The organism is Mycobacterium angelicum (assembly GCF_002086155.1).
GTDB lineage: Bacteria > Actinomycetota > Actinomycetes > Mycobacteriales > Mycobacteriaceae > Mycobacterium > Mycobacterium angelicum.
The window spans coordinates 62375-82039 of sequence record NZ_MVHE01000018.1 but is presented as its reverse complement, the minus strand read 5'-3'; the positions used below and the strand labels follow the sequence as shown (position 1 = coordinate 82039).

The window sequence follows — 19665 nt, the reverse complement described above, 5'->3', positions numbered from 1 at the left end:
GACGAGGGTGCCGATGGCCGAGCCTTGGTTCTTGCCGACGATGAGATCGCCTTCCCAATGCCCAGCCTGGGAGCGGTCGGCGGGATCGAACGGCCGCTGGTGAATCGACAGCATCGGCTGGGCAAAGCGCGGGCGGCGACGGCCAGGACGCTGGTGGGCGCGGCGATGAGTCCGACCCGTGCGTAGCGGGCCGCGGTGAGCGCTGGTGATCTTCGGCGGCCGTATCAAACGCGACTGAGGCTGATAGGTGGCCTGATAGATGCGTTCGTGGCACAACCGCATCGACCGGTCATGGGGGAATCTGCGTCGCAGGTGTCGGGCGATCTGCTGTGGGCTCCACCGTTGGGCCAGCAGCTCGGCGATCAGTTCACCAAGGCCGGGATTGTTGTCGATCCGGCGCCGGTGACGGCGGCCTCGGCGTTGGACCGCCCAGCGGTGCGCTTCGAACGGCCGGTAGGTGCCGTCGTTGCGGCTGTTGCGGCGCAGCTCCCGCGACACCGTCGAGGCTGCCCGCCCGAGCTTGTCGGCAATCTCGCGGATACCTAGGCCTGAGCGGCGCAGATCGGCGATGACGATCCGCTCCTCCTCCGACAGATAGCGATTACTGATTTGGCGCACAGCCAAACGATCGAGGGCGGGCACGAATCCGACGGCTTCGCCACGCCGATAGGTCTTGTATCCCCGCGCCCAGTTGTTTGCTGAGGTCCGCGACACACCAACTTCACGGCCAGCCGCCGAGACAGACCAACGCCGAGCCCGCAATTCCAATAAACCGCTGGCGCTTGGCCGACTGTGGACGCCGGCCAGGACCCTTTTTCACACGGCGAGATGATGACAACACAACCTCCAAAACCTAGAGAAGTGTTGCGACACCGCCTAGAAACCACCCGGTCGAAAATTGAGCAGGGGTGGTTACGGGGTTGAGTCGCCGAATCGGCGCATCAGTCCGCATAGTCCTCCATGTGGCCTCGATCTAGACTTGCGCAGGTGGAATCGGATGAATTGGCGGTTGTGTTTGGTCAGCTGGAAGTTGCGGCCAGTCAATGGCAGTGCCTGAGTGTTCAACTCGCCGCTCAGACAATGCCGCCAGCCCTCGGCCAGCCATTCCAAGCCACAACAGCGGTGGTGAGCGGTATCGACGCAGCAATCGGCGGTACGGCGGCGGCCTTAGCAACGCGAACTCAGGCTACGGCTACTGCGGTGGCGGCAGCATCGGCAGGCTATGCCAACCAAGAGGCCAGTGCGGCAAGCGAGATGGCTGCCGTGACACAGGTGAGGGTGGTGTAGGTGGCGGCCACCTTGTCGCAAATCCAGGCATGGAGCACCGAACACCTCATCGACGCCGCCCGCTACTGGACCACAACCGCTGATCAGTGGGAAGACGTCTTCTTTCGGGTCCGTGACCAGTCCTTTGCCCTCGCCTGGCACGGTGCCGGAGGGGACGCGCTACGGGAACGGACGAGTGCCGACCTGCCGATTGTCAGTGCAAAAGCCGACCAACTCCGCCGCGCGGCCGGGATCGCGCGCAATGGCGCCAGCGACATCAGCGCAGCCCAACGACGAGTGCTCTATGCCGTCGAGGACGCCCAGAACGCGGGATTCACTGTCGCAGAAGACTTCTCAGTCACCGACATCGCACAAGCACCCGTACCGTACAGCGGGCCGCGCGACAAGCTCAGGCACAAACATTCGCCGGGACTATCCGCTCTCGTGCAGCGGAACTCGACGAGACAGAGACCAGGGTCGCAGGGCAGCTTACCGCCACGACCGCTGGTCTCAGCAACGTGAGCTTTGCGCAAAGCCCGATGTCTAACCCTGTCCCGCAAGCTCCGGCCATACATCGCAACCGGGTCCAGTTAGTCGACTTCACGCAGAACGGCGGCGACCCGCCTCCATTCGCGCCCTGGGACACCCCTGATGGAACCGGGCTGCCTAATGCGGGTTTGAGCCCTAAGCTGCAGCAAATGCTTCTCGGCAATAGTCCGGCTAGTTTGACTGGCCAGGGCCTGGTCGACAATCTTCAGCGGGTCGTTCAGTCGCTACCTGAGAACGACCCCAATACGGCGTGGTTGCGCAGCCAACTGGCGGATTTGCAGGCGCACGTCAACGACATTGACTACGCACGCATGCATTGCAGCACGAGTGACTGGGTCACTCGGACCACCCACTTCGCTTCCGGCGTCGTGGTCTTCGGCATAGGCGCGTTGACAGCAGAGACCGGTGCGGGGCTCGTAGTCGCGGGGGCCGGCGGTGTCAATGCGGCCATGGCGGGCGCGGGTCTTTTGAAGTGTTTGGTGGGGAGCAAATGACAGACGTACTGGCTGCCGTGGTCGCGTCTAGCGCACTGGCTCTGGCGTTATGGGGCGCGTGGCGTCCACGCTTCCGCGCGGCATCCTATCTCGTGGCTGGTTCCGTGGGGTTGACGCTGATCGGGCTGTTGGTGGTGACCGGGCAAACGCTGATGGCCATATCGGTGGCATTCCTGCTGGCTATGGGCGCTCCCATGGTGGTCTTCAACCACCGCAGAGCAAACCGCTGAAACCTCGTCACGACCTCACCTAACTAGGACTTGCTTTTCGCCGTGTTCGCGGCCGTCTTCTCGGTGTTCGACCCCTCGTGGGCCAACTTGCCGCCGGAGTTCTCCAGGTGGGCACGGACGAACCACTGGAACTGCTCGAGGTTTCCGGCTTGGCCGATCAGCATGTCCTGGGTAACCGGGTCGAGGTCCTCGGTCTCCTCGATGGACTTGCGGATGTCTTCGATAACACCGGTGTAGACCACGTCGAGCGCGGCCAGGTGCGCCTGGACGGTATCGCGGCCCACCGAATAGTCGTCCCACTCGCGATCGCTGATGATCGCGCCCGGTGTTCCCTGCGGAGACGCACCGAGGGCCGCGATGCGCTCGGCGACCGCGTCGGCATAACCGCGCACCGCGTCCACCTGCGGGTCGATCATCTCGTGCACGCCAATGAAGTTCGGCCCCACCACATTCCAATGAATGTGCTTGAGCGTCAGGTGTAGGTCGTTGTAGGTACTGAGTTGTTTCTGCAGCAGCTCGGCGAGCCGCGCTCCCTGCTTGTCGGTCAATCCCGGAATGGTGAACTGTGTCATTTCCGTTGGGTACCCGAAGTGTCCGGCCTCAAAAGCGCCGGCTAGATCTTGCGGATCTCCTGCACCGGCAGCCGCGCTCCGCGGCGCGGTTCGTAGGCCAGACCGCTGACCTCGAGCAGCCGGACCACCCGGTGCCGATGGGGACGCATCGGCTCCAGCAGTTCGAGCATGCCCTCGTCGTCGACCGGACGGCCCAGCAACGTCCAGCCGATCATCTTGGGAATGTGGTAGTCGCCCACCGACAGCGCATCGGCGTCGCCGAAGGCACGCTGCGCAGTCTCGGCCGCGGTCCACACGCCGACCCCGGGCAGTGATGTCAGCGCTTCGCGCGCCCGGACCGCCGGCAGCGCCACCAGCCGTTCCAGCGACGACGCCCGCTGCGCGCAGCCCACCACCGTCTGCGCCCGCCGCGGATCGACGTTGGCGCGGTGGAACTCCCAGGACGGGATGTGCCGCCAGGCCTGCGCCGACGGCATCACCCGCATCCCGCTGGGTGCCGGTCCGGGCGCCGGCGAGCCGTACTTGGTCACCAGCACCCGCCAGGAGCGGAAGGCGTCTGCGCCCGGGACCCGCTGTTCGATCACCGCCGGCAGCAACGCCTCCAGCACCTGCCCGGTACGACCCAGCCGCAGCTGCGGCAGGCGGCGATGTGCGGCAGCCACCGTCGGGTGCTGCGGCACGAAACCCGAGGCGTCGTCGTCGGCGCCCAGCATGGCCGGCAACAGCTCGACGAACTGTTCGGCGCCGTCGCCCCACGCTTCACAGTGCGCCGCGTCCGGGCCGGCACGGCTGATGCACGCGGTGACGGGCCCGGAGGGCAGCAGGCTGGTCCGCCAGATGGTGCCGTCGCCAAGCATCCGAAAGCAGGGATCGCCGTGGCCGCGGCGCAGCGGCGCCAAAGTGTGCCCGAAGCTGGCCACTCCGGGAAGTGTGACGGTGCGTGCGGCCTTCACCCCAACAACTCTCCACTATCTGAAAGGATGGCGATGTGATGACGCCGTTCGACGACCCGCAAGCCGAACTGGCCTGGATGTTCATGCAGAGCATGAGCGAAGGCGGGGATCTGGACGAAGGTTTCGAGCTGCTCAGCGAAGACTTCACCTACTGGAGCATCGTCACCCGTGCCGAAATCGATAAGGCGACGCTGCGGCGCGCGGTCGAACGCCGCAAACGGGTCTTCGAGGTCAACATCGATCTGCTGCGCTGCCTCAACGAGGGAGAAACGGTGGTCATCGAGGGGCAGGTCGACGGCGTCACCGTCGAAGGCACCAAGTACGACAGCCCGTTCGTATGCATCTTCGACACCCGCGATGGCCTGATCGTGTCGATGCGCGAGTACAGCGACACCCAGTCGCTGGCCAAGGTCTACCCCTAGCCCGCTAGGGAACTACGGTGACTTCCGCCTTGTTCGGGTAAAACGCGACATGGCCGGCAATGGCCGCGACCGCAGGATATGGCTGCTCGTAAGTCCAGATCACGTCGTCAACGGTGCCGGCAGCGGTGGTCACGCTGTAGTAGCTCGCCTCACCCTTGAACGGGCAGTAGCTGCTGGTGTCCGTGCGGGTGAGCCGCTCGGCCACCACATCGGCCAGCGGAATATACTGCACCACAGGCAAAGTGGCTTCCCGCAATTGCAACGCGGCGGAGGTGTCCGCGACCAGTTCGCCGTTGACGCGAACCTCTACTCGACCCGGGGTGGGCTCAATGGTGATCGGGTGCCCGGCACTGGGCTCTAAGACTGGCGGGTGACTACTCATGTCTATCTCCAACGCCAATCGTCATTCATCATTCCCGGCCGAACGCATACCGGTGATATTGCGCCATCGTGCGCAATACCGGTATCACCGCCATCGCCCGGCCCAGCCGGCGAAACACCGGCGACACCAGGTCGAACGTGTCGCTTTCGAACACCGATTCCCACGCCAACAACCGCACGCCCGGCACCGCATCGAGGATGTCGCCGGGGCCGTCGATGCCCCAGTGCAGGGTGGATCCCGAGCGGCGGACCACGGAGTTGGTCACCTGAGTCCGGATCCCGAAGGTGTTGAACGCGTCGAACTGCAACTCGCCGCAGGCAAATCGATCGACGACCCGGCGCAGTAGCGCCAATCCGTCGTCCTTGGTCAGGTACATCGTCAGACCCTCGGCCAGGAAGAGCGCGGGACGGTCGGCTGGTATTTCGGCCAGCCAATCCGGGTCGGTCACCGAGGCCGACAGCAGTCGATAGTTCTCCCGCTCCGGGTAAACCTGCTTGCGCAGCGCGATGACGTCGGGATAGTCGACGTCATACCAGCGCACTCCGGCCGGCGGATCGAGCCGGTAGACACGGGCATCCAAACCACAACCCACGTGCAGCACGACGGCTTGCGCATGTGCGGCCAGGAACTGGCGCGCCCAATTGTCGAAGTGCGCGGTGCGCACCGCTACCGATGGCGCTCGCCGGGGCGTGATAGTCGTTGCGGCCCAGTCGTATTCGATGCGCTCCACGGCGGCTTTGGCGTACCGGTCGTTCAGGATCGACCGGGGCGCATCGGCATCGAGCGCCTTGGCGTACAGGGTCGCCAACATTGTCTGCTGGGGACCCTGGAGGTCAACGTGAACGCGTTTCACTCTTGGCGGCTTCACGCATCGCGACCCAGAATCGGGCGGCCTCGCGGATCGAATCCTCGATCGGCCTTGGCTGCCAACCCAATTCGCGGACCGCCTTGCTGTGGTCGAGCTCAGCTTCGGCGCGCGCCATGCGTACCGACTGCAGGCTGAGTTCGGTGTCCTTGCCGCTGATCCGGGCCTTCAGACTGCCCAACGCGCCCAGGGCGTACAGCACGGGTACCGGTATCGACCGTTGCGGCGGGCGAACACCGGCTTCGTCGGCCGCGATCCGGATCACCTCGTTCAGCGGCATCATCCGCTCGGAGATGAGGTAGCGCTCGCCGCTGCGTCCGCGTTCGGCGGCCAGGATCATGGCGCGGGCGGCATCATCGACACCCACCACTTCCAGCTGCAGGTCCTTCATCCCGAAGGGCAGTTTGCCGAAGACCGCGCCTGCGATGAACGCCCCGTGTGGCGTGCCACCCCAGTCGCCACCGCCGTACGTCGTCGAGACGCACATGGCCACGGCGGGCAAACCGAATTTCGCGACGTACTCCATCACCAGGTTCTCGGCCTGCACCCGGGACTTGACGTAGGGCGTCACCTTGCTCGTGTCGATAATGTCGTCTTCGGTGGCCACGTGGCCGTGCTTGCGACCCACCGTCGCGTAGGTACTGGTGAAGACGAACCTGTGCAGATCTACGTCTTTGGCCACGTCGAGCACGTTGCGCAAACCCTCGACGTTGGTGCGAAACAGCGGAGCCGGGTCGCGCAGCCAGGCACGGGTGTCGACGACGCAGTAGTAGACGTCGTCGCAGCCGGCCATCGCCGCACGCAAGGTCGCGGTGTCGAACACGTCGCCGTGAAATCTGGTCACGTCCAGGTCGTCGATGGCGCGGGTATTGGCGTTGGGCCGCACCATAACCCGCACGTCTTGGCCGTCGGCCGCCAATAGCCGGGTCACATGCGACCCCAGGAAGCCGTTGGCGCCGATAACCAGCTTGGGTGCGCTCATTGCGTTCCTCCGTATTGCCGCATCCAATGCGCGGCGTCCTCGTCAAGGGTGCCCAGTGCCTGTGCCTTCTGACACCACTTCATGCCTGCCTTAAGGAAGCGCAACGGGTTGTAGATGTCTTCTTGGCGACGCCACTGACCGTCGCCGGCGTAGGTGATGATCGAGATGTTGGTTGCGCTGATCACGCTGCCGTCGCCGGGGTCGGCCATCGGGTTGTCCAGTTCGGTGATGATTCGCCCCGTGGGTTCGTCGATCACCGACCACAGCGACGGGAACGCCACCATGTGGCTGCCCGGAAACGTCGTCATCGTGCGCTGGATCCAGTCGCGCACCTGCTCACGTCCGCGCATCGTGCCCGCCGCATGTTCGACGTATTCGACGTCGGGGGTGTAGTGCTCGACCCAGGCGTCCCAGTCCCGCGTCTGCGCTGCGCGGGCGACGGTCTGCTCGAACTTTTCGAAGGCTGCGGCCAGTTCGCTGCGGGTGAACTGCGGGCCGCTCACGAGCCGTTACACCTCACGGGCGGAGTGTAGCCTGGGCCCATGGCTGAGAACCAAAGGGCGATCCTGGCCGGGGGCTGCTTCTGGGGAATGCAGGACTTGATCCGCAAGCAGCCCGGTGTGGTCGCGACCCGCGTCGGCTACAGCGGCGGCGACGTCCCCAACGCCACCTACCGCAATCACGGCAGCCACGCCGAGGCCGTCGAAATCGTCTTCGATCCCACGGCTACCGACTACCGGACGCTGCTGGAGTTCTTCTTCCAGATCCACGACCCGACCACCAAGGACCGCCAGGGCAACGACCGGGGCCCCAGCTACCGCTCGGCCATCTTCTATGTCGACGACGAGCAGAAGCGCATCGCCCTGGACACCATCGCCGACGTCGAGGCATCGGGCCTGTGGCCGGGCAAGGTAGTCACCGAAGTCAGCCCGGCCGGCGATTTCTGGGAAGCCGAACCCGAACACCAGGACTACCTGCTGCGCTACCCCAACGGGTACACCTGCCACTTCGTCCGGCCCGGCTGGAAGCTACCGCGGCGCGCCGCTGCCAGCCAATAGGCGTCCGCGTTGGATGGCTCGGCGTCACCGCCGGGTGTGGACCGTGATCCGGCCGCCCTTCTTGGGAATGAACGCCACACCGCGATTGTGCGAGCGCTCCCCCGGCGCGGTCGTGGTGTCAATGGTGAACTCGCGCAACACCGTTCGCAGCACCACATCCATCTCCATGTTGGCAAACGCGGCTCCCACGCAGCGCCGCGTTCCACCGCCGAACGGGATCCAGGCCAACGGCGAAGGTTTGCTCTCGATGAAGCGCCGCGGGTCGAAACGCTCTGGGTCCGGGAAGATCTCGGGATTTCCGTGCATCCGCGAAATGCTCACGATGATGGAGTATCCGCGGGGAATAGCGTAGTCCCCCAGCCGATACAGCTCTGAGAACACATGGCGCGGGGCGAAATCGATGACGTTGCCTACCCGCTGGACTTCCAGAATCGTCGCCTGACGCAGCTCACCACCGCCGGCGTCCACCTCCTCAACCAACGCCTGCAGCACCTCGGGATGCCGCGTCACCCGCTCGAACGCCCAAGCCAGCGTGGAGGCCGTGGTCTCATGGCCGGCGGCCAGCAGGGTAAGCAGCTCGTCGCCAATGTCCTTGCGCGACATGGCCGAACCGTCTTCATAGGTGCTGCGCAGCATCAGCGCGAGGACGTCGGTGCGATCGGCGAAGTTGGGATCGGTCCGCTCGGCGGCGATCAGCCGGTCGATGACGACGTCGTACTGGCGCCGCCATTCGGCCAGCCGGCCCCATGGGCTGAAGCGGCCGTAGTCGCGCTGGGCTTGCGGCATCAGCGCCATTTTCGAGCCCAGCGTGACCCACGGCGGGATGATTCGGCGCAGCTCGTCCAGGTCGGCACCGGCGGCGCCGAAGACGGCCCGCAGGATGGCGTTGAGCGTGATGTGGTTCATCGCCGGCAAAGTCGGAAAAGACTGGCCTTCGGGCCACTTGGCCGTCTCGCGCAGCGTCTCCTCTTCGATGATGGCCTCGTAGTTCTTCATGCTCTTGCCGTGAAACGGCGGCGCCAGCAGCCGTCGTCGCTGGCGGTGCTCGTCACGGTCGAGCGCGAACACCGAGCCGGACCCCAACAGCCGGCTCAAGTTGGGTTTGATATTGCCCAGCTCGTCGGGGCTGCTGGTGAAAATCCGTTTGGCCAATTGCGGTTCGCAGACCACCACGACGTGTCCGTACACCGGGATGTGCACGGTGAAAACGTTGCCGTAGCGACGCACCAATCGGTCGAAGTACCGCCGCCGCGCGAAAGCAAAGCCCATGCCCTGCAACAGTTTCGGAGCTCGCACCGCCGGGGGCAATCGAACGTCCGTCGCTGCGGGTGGGGCGGCGAGCACTTCACTCATGGAGGCGTGACTCCCAACATCTTCGTTGGTACTGCGGCGTACCGGAGGCCTTTTCCCGTACGGTACTCTGTGGTACCAACCCTGACAAGTGGCCTGACAAGTGGCCTGACAAGTGGCCTGACAAATGCGGAAGGGGATCGGTGGTGACGGCGGTAGCTGGCAACGCGATTCAGGTTGAGCCTGATCCGTTTCGGCTTCGGCTGCTCGACGGCCTCGCCGCCTCCATCCGCGAGCGTGGATATCGGGCCAGCACCGTCGCCGACATCGTCCGTCACGCACGTACTTCCAAGCGCACGTTCTACGGGCAGTTCTCCAGCAAGGAAGAGTGCTTCCTGGAACTGCTGGGGGTGGAGATCGCGATCATGGCCCAAGACATCCGGACCGCGGTTGATCCCGAGGCCGACTGGCACGACCAGATCCGGCAGGCCGTGCAGGGCTACGTCGGCAATATCGAGTCCCGTCCGGCCATCACGCTGAGCTGGATTCGCGAGCTTCCCTCGCTGGGTGACATCGCGCATCCCGTCCAGCGTCATGGGCTGGAGCTGCTGACGAGCCTGTTGGTCGACCTGAGCGGCAGCCCGGGTTTCCGCCGCGCCCAGCTACCGCCGCTGACTGCGCCATTGGCGGTGATCCTGGTGGGCGGCTTGCGTGAACTGGTGGCGCTGGCCGTCGAAGACGGCAGACCCGTCCGGGAAATCGTGGAGCCGGCGGTCGATGCGGCGATAGCGTTGCTCGGTCCGCGTCAGTAGCTAGGCTCAGTGGGGCCAACCCGACTATCACTTGGAGGACCACCATGCGCCTGTCGACTCGCAACCAGCTCAAGGGAACAATCACCGAGGTCAACCTCGGCAGCGTGATGGCGATCGTGAAGGTGCGGCTCGACGGCGGCGACCAGGTGGTCACCTCCTCGGTCACCAAGGATGCGGCGGAGGAGCTCGGTCTTGAGGTGGGCCAGTCCGCGACGGTGTTCATCAAATCGACAGAGGTGACGATCGGCGTCGAGTAACCCATGTCAGCCACGATGCGCGCCGAACGCTTCTACGCCGACACCAAAAGGGTTGTGCTCGAAGACGTTCCGGTACCGGAGCCGGGGCCGGGCGAGGTGCTGGTCAAGGTTGCGTTCTGCGGGATCTGCCACTCCGACCTGAGCCTGATCAACGGAACGTTCCCGGCATTGCGCCCGGTGGTGACCCAGGGCCACGAAGCATCGGGGACCATCGCCAAACTGGGCCCGGGCGTGAGCGGCTGGGCCGAAGGCGACCGCGTCGTGGTGGCCGCGGGCCGGCCCTGCCAACAGTGCGCCAATTGCCGCCGCGGCGACATTGTGAACTGCACGCAGATCCAGCTGATGGCCTTCGCCTATGACGGCGCATGGGCGGAATACACGGTGGCCCAGGCCGCGGGCCTGACCCGCGTTCCGGACAACGTCTCGATGGAGCAGGCCGCGATCCTGGCCGACGCGGTGTCCACCCCGTTCGGCGCGGTGGTGCGTACCGGCAAGGTGGCCGTCGGCGAATCGGTTGGCGTCTGGGGCGTCGGCGGGGTGGGGACCCACATCGTGCAGTTGGCCCGATTGGTGGGCGCGGCGCCGGTGATCGCGATCGACGTCAACCCCGCAGTGCTGGATCGCTCGCTGGAAATCGGTGCGGATTATGCGTTCAACTCGCGCGACGACGCGTTGCACGACAAGATCGCAGAAGTCACCGGCGGCCGGATGCTGGACGTGACCTTCGATACCGTCGGCGTGAAAGCGACGTTCGAGCAGGCTTTCGCCAGCCTCACCGGCGGCGGGCGGCTGGTGGGCGTCGGAATGAGCCAGGACGCACCGGCTTTCGGGTCCACCGCGATGCTGGTGCTGACCCGCAAGCAGGTGCTGGGCCACCTCGGTTATCAGAACGTCGATATCGGAACCCTGGCGAAGCTGGTTTCCCTTGGGCGCCTGGATCTTTCGCGGTCGGTCAGCGAGGTCGTCGCGCTGGAAGAGGTCGCATCGGGCATCGAGAAGCTGGAACGCCAGGAGGGCAATCCGATCCGCATTCTGGTGCAGCCCTAAGTAGCTGCCATCGCCATGCGGCTCGGCCGTCGTTCCTGGTCGGCGCGGCATTCGCGCCATGCAGCAGCCGGCACGGCGGCGTTGAGCATGCAACAAATCAACGATTTGTCAATAGTCACTTTGACCATTTGCTCCGATGGAAACGCGTGATCATCCATCGATCGCATCTGCACTGCTTGTTAGCGTCCGCCGCGGTATGCAAAACCGTGTGCCACACACCACAGTTAATCGAGGAGACCGAAGATGAATCCACGTAGGTTGCGTTGGGGCATATCTTTCGCAACGGCTGGCCTCATTCAGCAGAATGTGACCCTGACCGAGGCAGAGCAAGCCCTGCTTGCCCAGGCTGGGCTGCAGCGATAGTCGCCCTGACAACGATGCAGAGTACGGCTGTACAGCGCGGTGAGCGGGAGTATTCCCTTGCGGACGCCGCTCACCGCGCGCTCTCGGCGATCAGCGAATTGGGCTTCACCGTGCAATTGGATTACTACGGTGGCGATCCCACAGTGTGGCGCTGCCAACTGTTCGACGGAGCGCAACCGGCGCCAGGAGGTTCCGGCTACGGCAAGGGCGCCGTCGACACTGCCCGTGTGGGAGCGCACTACGAGGCGCTGGAACACTTTCTGACTCAGCAACACCGGCCCGAGACCGTGCAGCTGCGTCGCTGCGCACAGGTCGTCGAGTCGCCGTTGGGCACCGAGTCATACGCCGCCCTTCTCGCGATGCAGCCCGATCAACTGATCGCCTGCCGGATCTACCACGAACTCGGCGGCACCAATACCCTGGCCGTGCCGCTGTTCTTGTCCAACGTGTTGTGGGCGGACGATGCGGCGGCGCCGTTGCGCGCCGAGGTCGGCGATACCACCGACTACACGTCGCTGATCAGATACTCATCCAACAATGGCAGCGCCATCGGCGGCAGCTTGGCCGAGGCAGCGGTGCATTCGCTTAACGAGGTCATTGAGCGCGACGCGGTATCACTGTTCCTGGCGCACACTTTTCTGGCCACGCCACCGGCCCGGCCCGCATTCTTGGCTCCCGAGACGCTGCCCGACGACTTGCGCGCGCTGCTCGAGGCAGTGCAGCAACGTGTTTCACGCAAGGTGTGGCTGGTCGACATCACGACCGATCTGGGCGTCCCGGCCACGCTGGCATACGCGGCTGGACTGCCCGGCTGCTCAAGGCGCGGTTACGGGGCTTCGCTGTCACGGCACTACAGCATCTATCGAGCGCTGACCGAACTCCTAGAGGGCGAGCTGACCGACGATCGCGCCGAAGAACGCCGTCGAGCCGTGGAGTGGCTTGCCGACTATCCTGCCCTGCAGGCGTGCGCGGCATTCGAATTGCCGTCCCCGACAACCTCTTCGGACTTCGTTCCCTATGTGGACACCGAGGTCCCGCCGTCGCCCGCCCAGCACCTGAGCTGCCTGGTGGATAAGCTCGCCGAGCAGGGCTACAGCGCCTACCTCAATGAATTCCACACCTCGGCCAACGGCGTCACCACCGTGCACATCCACGTACCAGAGCTGGAGCGGTTCAACATGATCGCCGACGGGCCCTCGGCCGTGGTACCGGGTCGCCGTGCGCTGCGGGCCCTCCAGGGGTAGTTCACCCCTGCGTCAAGAACCGCTGCACATAGGGCTCGAACCGGGAGCGTAGGTCGTCCTCGTCGAGCCCGAACATCTCGCAATTTGTTTCGACGCTGCCCAGCCGGCCGCGCCGGTGGCCCGCGAGATAGCCGTCGATCGCCGTGCGGGCCTCCTCGGTGAACGGTTCGCCGGCCAGGCCGTAGACATGTTCGGCAGTGTCGACTTCATCGACCATGAACTCGTCGAATCGGATGTCGACGGAACGGTCCGGGCCGATGGTGTCCCGATCGCGGATGAGCACGGTGAGCATGTGCTGCAGGCGTTCGATCCAGTAGTGCGCGATCTCCTGCACCGGGACTGGTGAGCGATGCATCCGCGCGGCGTAGGTGACCATCGCGATCATGGACAGGGCCACCGGCACCGGGTCGCGGTGCGTGAAAACCACTATGCTGTCCGGGAATACGCGATCCAACACCGGCACCTGCTCGAGATGCTGGGGGGATTTGAGCAGCCAGCGGCGCCCGCCGCGCAGGAATTGCATCGCCTGGAGCTGGGTGGCGAGGTGTTGGTAGTGCGGCGTCTGGTCGTGGGCCTGGTAGTAGTCGCGCCAGCCGGGCACGTGGCCCAGTGTCTCGAAGAGCATTGTCGAAACGTCGTTGGCGAGCAACTGGATCTCTTCGTGGACGTGATCGGTGGTCATCTCATGCATGAGCGGGAAATGTGGCATCACGCTGTTGAGCACCATGACTGCGACATCCGTGCGGGCACGCCGCGGATCGGGCTCGACCCCAACCTCTTTCGGCAAGGGAAAAGGTTCGACGCTCTCCCAGTACGGCATGGTGCGGAAGGTGGTCGGCGCCGCCAGCATATTGTGCAGGTGAGTGGTGCCGGTGCGCGGCAGACCGGCGATCACCACCGGGGGCCGCAGTTCGATCTCCTCGATCTCGGGATGCCGGCGCAGTAGGTCGGTCAACAGCAGCCGGTTCTTGAGCACCTGCAGAAGTTGCCCGTAGAAACTGACCACTCCCGCCGGGTGCACCCCGTCGATATCTCGTAGCGCGGCAAGGTAGACATCGAGCCGTTCCCGGTAGTCGTCGGAACCGAAATCGCTGAGCCCGGTGTCGGCGCGGGCTTGCGCGTGCAGCGCGTCGGCGTCCAGGGGGCAACTGGCAGCCATCGTCGCCACCATGTCCAGGATCTGCTGGGCCTCGACGCTGAATACCGGATTGGCCAGGTCTTCGAGTCGAACTTGGGTCACGCCGACTTATGTTACCCTCAGTTACGTAATGGTAGAAGACTCCGGCCGGCCTCGTGACCCACGAATCGACGCTGCGGTGCTGCGCGCGACCGTGGAGTTACTGGCCGAGTCCGGTTACTACGGGTTGTCAGTGGCCGCCATCGCCCAGCGCGCCGGCACCAGCAAGCCCGCGATCTACCGGCGCTGGCCCAGCAAGGCGCACCTCGTGCACGAGGCGGTGTTTCCTATCGGCACCGCAACCGAAATCCCGGATACCGCAGCCGTCGCCGCGGATCTACGCGAAATGGTCTGCCGCACAATGGCCTTCCTGACCACCCCGGCCGCCCGGGCGGCGCTGCCCGGGCTGGTCGGCGAGATGGCGACGGATCCGACATTGCATTCGGCGCTGCTGGAGCGATTCTCCGGCATCTTCACCGAAGGTCTGGCGCAGTGGCTGCGGGCCGCCGCGGACCGCGGCGAGGTACGGGCCGACGTGACCGCCACCGAGATAGCGGAGGCCATCGCCGGCATCACCCTGCTCGGCTTACTCACGCGCGGCGCCGAACTCGACGACGCCTGGGTCGATCGCACCACCACGTTGCTGCTGAAAGGAATCCGCGCATGAGCCACGAGTCGAGCACCGCCTGGCAGGATCTGCTTAAAACCCTTGGCACCCTGGATCATTCGTTCCTTGACGGCGGCCGCGCGGTAACCGACGACCGCCACATAGCCGACGGCTACCGGATGCTGGCCGCAACCCTGGGGGTGGCATTGGACACCTACTTGTTCAATGAGCCCGGCCGGCCGCAGTTCGTCGCGGTGAACACCCCGTTCCGGCGGGATCGCCGCTGGGGCGGCGACAATACCGACGCCTATTACTACATCTGCCCGGTCGATCCGGCTCGGCGCTACCGCATCAGCGGCAATAAGGGTGACAGCGTGTACTTTTCGTTGACCGCTTACAACGAACCGGCACCGGGCGCATGGTCGGACCGGATCGTCGGGATAGTGCGCGACACCGATCTCGACATCGACGCCGACGGCAACTTCGCTTTCGAGTTTCCCGCGACACCCGACGCGGCGGTGCTGATGACCCGCGACTACCAGGCCGACCCGTTGACCGGCCGTCCGGTGGTCTGGAATATCGAGGCGCTCGACGGGCCCGAACCGATCCGCCACGGCGACAGGGAAACCGCCGCCCGGCTGCGGGCGACCACCGCTTGGCTGCGCACCATATTCGCCACCGTGCCACTGCCCGTCGGCGGCCGCACCGACAGCGAGCATTCCTTCGGACACGAGGCCGACTACTCCGCAAACCGATTCGCCGATCCCTATCAGGTGCCCGACGCCAACTTCGGCTGGTCGGCGCGCGACGCGTGCTATTCCTACGGCAGCTTCGTGCTCGCCGACGACGAAGCGCTCGTCATCACGCACCGCCCACCGGCATGCCGGTTCTGGAACCTGGTGGTGTGGAACCAGTTCATGGCAACCTTCGGCGCCGCGGAGGGCCCCGACGTCCGGTGTTCGGTCAACGGCCACAGCGCCGTACCCAACAGCGACGGCTCCGTGACTGTCGTCCTGTCCCGCGATATGACGGCTCATCCCAATTCGCTTACCACGCTTGGCTATCCGCGCGGAATCCTCGCCTTCCGCTGGTTCCTGGCCGACACGGTACCGGCGCGCCCCGAGGTCAGACTTGTGCAGGTGTCAGATATCCCGGACCAGCTCGATGGCCCGGCCCAGGGTGGCCAGCCTGGCGTCTAGCGTGTCGCCGCCGGGATAGAGCCGCACCGTGTTCACCCCGGCATCGCGCCAGACCCCGAGGCGTGCCCGGACCATCTCCTCGGTTCCGATCAGCGTGGTGGCCAGCACCATGTCGTCGGTGACCAGGCCGGCAGCGCCGTCGCGGTCACCGGCCTGCCAGCGACCGCGCACCGCCGCGGCCACATCGGCCCAGCCCTGCCGACTGTAGGCCTGGTTGTAGTAGTTCGTGCTCGCCGACCCCATCCCGCCAAGGCTGAACGCGAGCTCTTTCTTACGTGCGGCCACCATGGTGCGCAGTTCGTCCTCGTCGGCGGCGAACGCGACTTCGGCGCCCTGGCAGATGTCGATATCAGCGCGCGTACGGCCGGCCGCGGCCAGCCCGTCGTCAAGGTGGGCGAAGTAGGCGTCGGCGGCGCCTTCGGGTACGAAGCTGGTGCCCAGCCAGCCGTCGGCGATCCTTCCGGTCAACCGCAGCATCGCCGGCGAGAGCGCGGCCAGGTAGACGGGAATCGCGAACTCGGGGCGTGCCGACAGTCGCATGGGCACCGCCTCCCCGCCGGGACGCGGAATCTGAAACTCTTTGCCGGAGTAGCTGATCTTGGCACCGGTGAACGCCTGCCGCACGATGTCGACGATCTCGGCAACCCTGGCCAGCGGCCGGCTGAATGACACTCCGTGCAGACCCTCGATCACCTGCGGGCCGGATGCGCCCAGTCCGAGCAGGAACCGCCCCGACGACAGATTGGCCAGCGTGATCGCGGTCTGCGCGATGAGGACGGGAGACCGGGTGCCGGCCTGGATGACGCCCGACCCCAGCAGCATCCGCTGCGTTCGCGCGGCGATGTAGCCCAGCGCCGACGGGGCGTCGGTGCCCCAGGCCTCGGCGACCCAGCAGACGTCCAGGCCAAGCTTTTCGGCCTCAACGGCAAAGACCACCGTATCGGTTGCGCCACTTGACAATTCGACCGTAGTGGCGGTCCGCATTCAACGCACTCCGTGTTCGGCCAGCCGCTTGATGGCCGCCAGGGTCTTGTCGATCGCCGCCTCGAATTCGCGCAGCCGCACGAACACGATCTTCTGTTCCTTATCCGGCATCGCGTCGATGGCCGCCGACAAGCCCGAGCGGCCCGGCCCCATTTGTGTGCAGTAACTCAAGGTGGTGCCGCCATCGCGCGGGGTCAGCTGGAAGCGCCACATCGCCGCGGGTTGTGCCGGATCCCCCACCGCCCAGGCGAACTCACGCTCCTCGTCACAGACGACGATCTGAGATGTGGTGCTCCAGTCCCCGAACGCCTCGTGGGAGTTGTGCCCGACGAACCGGGCACCGACCCGGGCGACATTGGCTCCGTCGGCCCACTGGACGGCCTGCAGCTCATTGCTCAGGCTCGGCATCAGCTCGATGTCGGACACCAGGCTCCACACCCTGGCCGGATCGGCGTCGATCCAGATCGAGGCTGCCACGGTTGGATTGTCCGCATAGCGGGCGCCGGTCCATTCCACCAGCCCATTGTCCCCCCGCTGGGCTGGTGGTGGGCCCGCCGGTTTATGCCGCTGCCGCCTCGGTGAGTGCCGCGCGACGGGCTTGCTTGCTGCTCTTGGCGTTGCGCAGCGTCGACCAGGAGTCCGGGAAGGTCAGCTTGACGATCTTGCGGACGACCGTGGCGAACTGATGGGTCAGCGGCCCCTTGTTGTACGGAATGCCGTAGCGTTCGCAGATCTCCTGCACCTCGGGCGCGATCTCGGAGTACCGGCGGGCCGGCATGTCCGGGAACAAGTGGTGCTCGATCTGGTGGGACAGGTTGCCCGACAACAGGTGGAACATCTTGCCGCCGGTCAGATTCGCCGAGCCGAGCACCTGGCGGAAATACCACTGGCCGCGGGATTCGCCCTGAGTCTCTTCGACGGTGAACTCCTGGGTGCCGTCGGGGAAGTGGCCGCAGAAGATGATCATGTACGACCAGACGTTGCGCATCAGGTTTGCGGTGAGGTTGCCGGTCAGCACGAACGGCGCGAACGGGCCGGCTAATAGTGGGAAGGCGACGTAATCCTTCAGCGTCTGCCGGCGGGTCTTCTTCCAGATGGCCTTGAGCGTCGCACGCTTGTCGCGCAGCTTGATCTCACCGGAGCGCAGTCGCTCGCTTTCCAGCTCGTGCAGCGCCACGCCGTACTGGAAGAGGACCATCAGCAGGAAGGCGTACACCGGGTTGCCCAGGAAGTACCGTTCCCACGGCTGGTCTTCGCTCATCCGGATGATGCCGTAGCCGATGTCGCGGTCCATCCCCACGATGTTGGTGTGGGTGTGGTGCATGTAGTTGTGCGAGTGCCGCCACTGATCGGCCGGGCAGGCGGTGTCCCACTCGAAGGTGCGACCGGAGATCGTCGGGTCACGCATCCAGTCGTACTGGCCGTGCATGATGTTGTGCCCGATCTCCATGTTGTCCAGGATCTTGGCGATGCCCAGCATCCCGGTGCCCAGCAGCCACGCGGGCGGCAGGAACAACAGCACTCGTCCACCCACTTCGAGTGCGCGCTGGGTCTTGATGACCTTGCGAATGTAGTCGGCGTCCGCTTCGCCGAGGTCTGCCATCACACGTTCCTTGATGGCGTCGAGTTCTGCGCCGAATGCATCGGCCTGTTCTTTGGTCAGGGTGATCTTGTTCTGTGTCATGGCTTTTCCTCCCGGTTCTACCGCGACTGTGAATCTGGCGACGCGAAACGCCGTGCGGCCGTCGCCAGACTCACACTCGCGCTTTGGTTAAAGGGCTAAGTCGACGTCGCCGACGGGGACGGACACGCAGATCTGCACGTCCTCGTCGGGTGCGGTCGATACGGCACCGGTGATCAGATTGCGCACCGTGCCGGAGGTCTTGCGCCGGGTGCAGGTGTGGCAGATGCCCATCCGGCAGCCGTTCTGCGGTGCGAGACCGGCCGATTCGGCTTGTTCGAGCAGTGAGCGCCCGTCGTCGACGACGTCAACGGCGCTCTCGGCGAATGTGATTCGGCCGCCCGACGGGTCTTCCGGCACGTCGAGCACCGGCGGCACAAAGCTCTCGTGGTAGACATTCTCGCAATGCTCACGTACCGCTTCGACCAAAGACGCTGGGCCACAGACGAACACCGCATCCGGCCCGGACGGCATGGCCGCGGCCAGGTGGTCGGCGCCGAAGCGGCCGACGAGATCACCCGAGCCCGATCGCGTGAATCCGTACAGCACCCGCACGCCGCGCATGGCCGCCAGCTCGTCCCGATAGCAGGCTTCCGCGGCGCTTCGCGCGTAATGCACGAACGCGATCTCGCCGCCCCGGTATCGGACATGACGCTCGGCCACCAGGGTGCGCAGCATTGCCATTACCGGCGTGATGCCGCTGCCGCCGGAGACGAACAGAATCCGTCGCGGCCGCTGCACCGGCAGCACGAAGTCTCCGCCGACACCGTCCAGGCCGACGACCATGCCGCGGCGCGCCCGCTCATACAAGTGGGTCGAGACCAGGCCGCCGTCGTGCACACCAATGGTCAACTCGAGTTCGGTGCCGCCTTCGACGTTTGCCGGCGAATAGCACCGCGAGTGCATGCGACCGTCGATTTCGAGCGTCACATTGACGAACTGCCCGGCCCTGACCGTGTAGCGATCGGTGAAGGCGGCATTGGGTGCAAGTGTCAGGGTGACGCTGCGCGGCGTCGTCCGACGCACGTCGACGATCTTGGCGCGGGCTTCGCCCAGCGTCCAGGTGGGCGCGACCAGTTCGGTGTAGCGGTCGACGCCATGTGGGCCAGTGAGCAGGTCGACCAGGTCGGAACCCAGGACTCGCTTCTTCAAAGTTTGAGTGAACATATGTACACAGTGCGACGCGAGGCTGCAGGTCGTCAAGGTTTTTTTGCAGCTCTGTGGTAGGGTT

Annotated in this window: 23 protein-coding genes and 2 pseudogenes; 12 read left to right on the top strand and 13 right to left on the bottom strand. The window is 65.2% G+C overall.

Annotated features, from left to right (window positions below; all coding sequences use genetic code 11):
* Positions 1 to 841, bottom strand: a pseudogene (locus BST12_RS13890) (IS30 family transposase); the annotation flags it as partial.
* 146 nt (positions 842 to 987) lie between these two features.
* On the opposite strand from BST12_RS13890, the gene BST12_RS13885 reads away from it, so the two are divergent.
* The 4 genes and pseudogenes from BST12_RS13885 (at position 988) to BST12_RS13875 (ending at position 2539) form a co-directional block, all read left to right on the top strand.
* Positions 988 to 1287, top strand: a complete 300-nt coding sequence (locus tag BST12_RS13885; protein ID WP_083113704.1) for a hypothetical protein — start codon at positions 988 to 990, stop codon at positions 1285 to 1287.
* Positions 1288 to 1904: pseudogene (locus tag BST12_RS33405) on the top strand (hypothetical protein); the annotation flags it as partial.
* A 60-nt stretch (positions 1905 to 1964) separates the two neighbouring features.
* Positions 1965 to 2309, top strand: a complete 345-nt coding sequence (locus BST12_RS33400) for a hypothetical protein (RefSeq protein ID WP_245850294.1) — start codon at positions 1965 to 1967, stop codon at positions 2307 to 2309.
* On the top strand, positions 2306 to 2539 hold the full coding sequence (locus tag BST12_RS13875; RefSeq protein WP_083113703.1) for a hypothetical protein: 234 nt from the start codon (positions 2306 to 2308) through the stop codon (positions 2537 to 2539). Before BST12_RS33400 ends, BST12_RS13875 begins: the two co-directional genes overlap by 4 nt.
* A gap of 23 nt (positions 2540 to 2562) precedes the next feature.
* Here the strand turns inward: BST12_RS13875 and BST12_RS13870 are convergent, their stop codons facing one another.
* On the bottom strand, positions 2563 to 3111 hold the full coding sequence (locus BST12_RS13870) for a Dps family protein (protein ID WP_083113702.1): 549 nt from the start codon (positions 3109 to 3111) through the stop codon (positions 2563 to 2565).
* Positions 3112 to 3152: 41 nt separating this feature from the next.
* On the bottom strand, positions 3153 to 4064 hold the full coding sequence (locus tag BST12_RS13865) for a DNA-3-methyladenine glycosylase family protein (RefSeq protein ID WP_083113701.1): 912 nt from the start codon (positions 4062 to 4064) through the stop codon (positions 3153 to 3155).
* Positions 4065 to 4102: 38 nt separating this feature from the next.
* Here BST12_RS13865 and BST12_RS13860 point away from each other — a divergent pair, with 38 nt between their 5' ends.
* Positions 4103 to 4486, top strand: coding sequence for a nuclear transport factor 2 family protein (locus BST12_RS13860; protein WP_083113711.1), 384 nt, complete (start codon positions 4103 to 4105; stop codon positions 4484 to 4486).
* Between the two features lie 4 nt (positions 4487 to 4490).
* Here BST12_RS13860 and BST12_RS13855 read toward each other — a convergent pair whose 3' ends face one another.
* Genes BST12_RS13855 through BST12_RS13840 form a run of 4 tightly spaced genes read right to left on the bottom strand, consistent with a single transcriptional unit; the run spans position 4491 to position 7218 of the window.
* Positions 4491 to 4868: a DUF427 domain-containing protein gene (locus tag BST12_RS13855; protein ID WP_083113700.1), complete on the bottom strand. Its 378-nt coding sequence runs from the start codon at positions 4866 to 4868 to the stop codon at positions 4491 to 4493.
* A 28-nt stretch (positions 4869 to 4896) separates the two neighbouring features.
* A complete protein-coding gene (locus BST12_RS13850) occupies positions 4897 to 5679 on the bottom strand; it encodes a class I SAM-dependent methyltransferase (RefSeq protein ID WP_083113699.1) in 783 nt (260 codons plus the stop codon).
* A 22-nt stretch (positions 5680 to 5701) separates the two neighbouring features.
* Complete coding sequence (locus BST12_RS13845; RefSeq protein ID WP_083113698.1) at positions 5702 to 6715, bottom strand: NAD-dependent epimerase/dehydratase family protein; 1014 nt, start codon at positions 6713 to 6715, stop codon at positions 5702 to 5704.
* Entirely contained in the window at positions 6712 to 7218 is a 507-nt protein-coding gene (locus tag BST12_RS13840; protein ID WP_083113697.1) for a nuclear transport factor 2 family protein, read from the bottom strand. Before BST12_RS13840 ends, BST12_RS13845 begins: the two co-directional genes overlap by 4 nt.
* A 39-nt stretch (positions 7219 to 7257) precedes the next feature.
* Here BST12_RS13840 and msrA point away from each other — a divergent pair, with 39 nt between their 5' ends.
* Positions 7258 to 7773 (top strand): peptide-methionine (S)-S-oxide reductase MsrA, encoded by a 516-nt coding sequence (gene msrA, locus BST12_RS13835; RefSeq protein ID WP_083113696.1) that lies wholly within the window; start codon positions 7258 to 7260, stop codon positions 7771 to 7773.
* Positions 7774 to 7797: 24 nt separating this feature from the next.
* On the opposite strand, the gene BST12_RS13830 is transcribed toward msrA, so the two are convergent.
* Positions 7798 to 9126, bottom strand: coding sequence for a cytochrome P450 (locus tag BST12_RS13830; protein ID WP_083113695.1), 1329 nt, complete (start codon positions 9124 to 9126; stop codon positions 7798 to 7800).
* A 143-nt stretch (positions 9127 to 9269) separates the two neighbouring features.
* Between BST12_RS13830 and BST12_RS13825 the strand changes: the two genes are divergently transcribed.
* From BST12_RS13825 to BST12_RS13810, 4 genes are all read left to right on the top strand, one after another.
* Positions 9270 to 9875 carry a TetR/AcrR family transcriptional regulator gene (locus BST12_RS13825; RefSeq protein ID WP_083113694.1) on the top strand — a complete coding sequence of 202 codons (606 nt, stop codon included), beginning with the start codon at positions 9270 to 9272 and terminating at the stop codon, positions 9873 to 9875.
* Between the two features lie 44 nt (positions 9876 to 9919).
* Positions 9920 to 10132 (top strand): TOBE domain-containing protein, encoded by a 213-nt coding sequence (locus BST12_RS13820; RefSeq protein WP_083113693.1) that lies wholly within the window; start codon positions 9920 to 9922, stop codon positions 10130 to 10132.
* Positions 10133 to 10135: 3 nt separating this feature from the next.
* Entirely contained in the window at positions 10136 to 11179 is a 1044-nt protein-coding gene (locus tag BST12_RS13815) for a zinc-binding dehydrogenase (protein ID WP_083113692.1), read from the top strand.
* A 377-nt stretch (positions 11180 to 11556) separates the two neighbouring features.
* Entirely contained in the window at positions 11557 to 12786 is a 1230-nt protein-coding gene (locus BST12_RS13810) for a YcaO-like family protein (RefSeq protein ID WP_139801666.1), read from the top strand.
* Between the two features lies 1 nt (position 12787).
* Here BST12_RS13810 and BST12_RS13805 read toward each other — a convergent pair whose 3' ends face one another.
* Positions 12788 to 13957 carry a sulfotransferase family protein gene (locus BST12_RS13805; protein WP_083113709.1) on the bottom strand — a complete coding sequence of 390 codons (1170 nt, stop codon included), beginning with the start codon at positions 13955 to 13957 and terminating at the stop codon, positions 12788 to 12790.
* Between the two features lie 97 nt (positions 13958 to 14054).
* Here BST12_RS13805 and BST12_RS13800 point away from each other — a divergent pair, with 97 nt between their 5' ends.
* Positions 14055 to 14630, top strand: coding sequence for a TetR/AcrR family transcriptional regulator (locus BST12_RS13800; protein ID WP_083113691.1), 576 nt, complete (start codon positions 14055 to 14057; stop codon positions 14628 to 14630).
* Positions 14627 to 15769, top strand: a complete 1143-nt coding sequence (locus BST12_RS13795; RefSeq protein ID WP_083113690.1) for a DUF1214 domain-containing protein — start codon at positions 14627 to 14629, stop codon at positions 15767 to 15769. The genes BST12_RS13800 and BST12_RS13795 overlap by 4 nt, the downstream gene beginning before the upstream one ends.
* On the opposite strand, the gene BST12_RS13790 is transcribed toward BST12_RS13795, so the two are convergent.
* From BST12_RS13790 to BST12_RS13775, 4 genes are all read right to left on the bottom strand, one after another.
* Positions 15713 to 16753 (bottom strand): LLM class flavin-dependent oxidoreductase, encoded by a 1041-nt coding sequence (locus BST12_RS13790; RefSeq protein ID WP_083113689.1) that lies wholly within the window; start codon positions 16751 to 16753, stop codon positions 15713 to 15715. The genes BST12_RS13795 and BST12_RS13790 overlap by 57 nt on opposite strands.
* Positions 16754 to 17269, bottom strand: a complete 516-nt coding sequence (locus BST12_RS13785; RefSeq protein WP_083113688.1) for an SRPBCC family protein — start codon at positions 17267 to 17269, stop codon at positions 16754 to 16756.
* Positions 17270 to 17312: 43 nt separating this feature from the next.
* On the bottom strand, positions 17313 to 18437 hold the full coding sequence (locus BST12_RS13780) for a fatty acid desaturase family protein (protein WP_083113687.1): 1125 nt from the start codon (positions 18435 to 18437) through the stop codon (positions 17313 to 17315).
* An 87-nt stretch (positions 18438 to 18524) separates the two neighbouring features.
* A complete protein-coding gene (locus tag BST12_RS13775) occupies positions 18525 to 19601 on the bottom strand; it encodes a flavin reductase family protein (protein ID WP_083113686.1) in 1077 nt (358 codons plus the stop codon).
* Positions 19602 to 19665 lie beyond the last annotated feature (64 nt).